The sequence below is a fragment of the Herbaspirillum sp. VT-16-41 genome, assembly GCF_001994935.1.
GTDB lineage: Bacteria > Pseudomonadota > Gammaproteobacteria > Burkholderiales > Burkholderiaceae_D > Herbaspirillum > Herbaspirillum frisingense.
In genome coordinates this window covers 1-1,219 of record NZ_MUXB01000118.1, presented here as the reverse complement: position 1 = coordinate 1,219, position 1,219 = coordinate 1, and the positions used below count along the sequence as shown (strand labels likewise).

Below are 1,219 nucleotides of genomic sequence, written 5' to 3'. Positions count from 1 at the left end.
TCGATATCGCCTTCGGCTTTGAGGTAGAACTTGTCATACGAATTGCCGATCCAGCCTTGGGTATCGTAGGCGACAGAATTCCCATTGCGGGTATGAACACGCTCCAGGCGATCCACCAGGAAGGAACCGAAGGAATGCATATCGGACATCATTAATGCGCTGGTGTCTTTCTGGGCATAGGGGCCGGTATTGAGAGTGTAGCCATTGGAATAGCCGTGGGGGTCTCGGGCATCTGCGGGCGCTGTCGAACTGGAGCCCATATCCATGCCCCCCATGTCCATCCCACCGTGGTTCATGGCGGCGTGGTTCATCGCCCCATGATCCATTGGCACCGTCGGACTGGCGGTGCCGCCGTCCATGCTGTCCATGCTATCCATGGTGGTCATCGCCGGCTGCGAGGTCGAGCCAGCTGTAGGCGCGGTATGGCCTTCGTGAGACTGGGCTAATGCTGCGCTCATGCTTGCCGATGCAAGGGCCAGCACGAGAATCTGAGTTGAATAGCGGGTAAGAGTCATTCTAGGTATGCCTTTCGGTGCAGGTCCTGGTTAGCTGACGACGACTTCACGGAACATGCCCATATCCATGTGGTACATGAGATGGCAATGCCAGGCCCAACGGCCTAAAGCATCCGCTGTGACCAGGAAACTGATGCGCTGGGCCGGCTGTACCGGAATGGTGTGACGTCGCGCGAGGAAATCTCCATTGGGCGTCTCCAATTCGCTCCACAGACCATGCAAGTGCATGGGATGGGTCATCATGGTGTCGTTATGCAGAATGACCCGTAGGCGTTCACCATAGCGGAAATGAATAGGCGTCGATTTGCCGAACTCTAAACCGTCGAGAGACCAGGCGTAACGTTCCATATTGCCGGTCAGATGAAGTTCGACTTCACGCTCGGGGCCACGGTTGTCCAGCGGGCCACCGATCGTGTGCATGTCTGCCAAGGTCAGTACGCGGCGGCCATTGTTACGCAAGCCAACCCCTGGATCATCCAGATTGGTACGGGCGCTATCGACCCGGGCGTCGGTGCTGGGACCATATTCGGTCTTGGCATGGCGCGCTTTCTTGCTGGGTACCTTCAGAGGATTAGCCGAGGCCATCTGGTGCTGGCTATGATCCATCCCCTGCATCGGTTGCGCCCCGGATTTGCCGTCCATGGAATCCATACTGTCCATGCTATCCATGCTCGACATCGAGTCCATGCCGCTCATGGACGACA

Annotated in this window: 2 protein-coding genes; both read right to left on the bottom strand. The window is 57.3% G+C overall.

Features of this window, described 5'->3' with window-relative positions:
* Positions 1 to 515 (bottom strand): copper resistance protein B (locus tag BTM36_RS17335; RefSeq protein ID WP_254427027.1); only part of this gene is annotated, 515 nt, incomplete at its 3' end.
* Positions 516 to 545: 30 nt separating this feature from the next.
* The coding region (locus BTM36_RS17330) for a multicopper oxidase domain-containing protein (RefSeq protein WP_168189795.1) at positions 546 to 1,219 on the bottom strand (674 nt) is incomplete at its 5' end.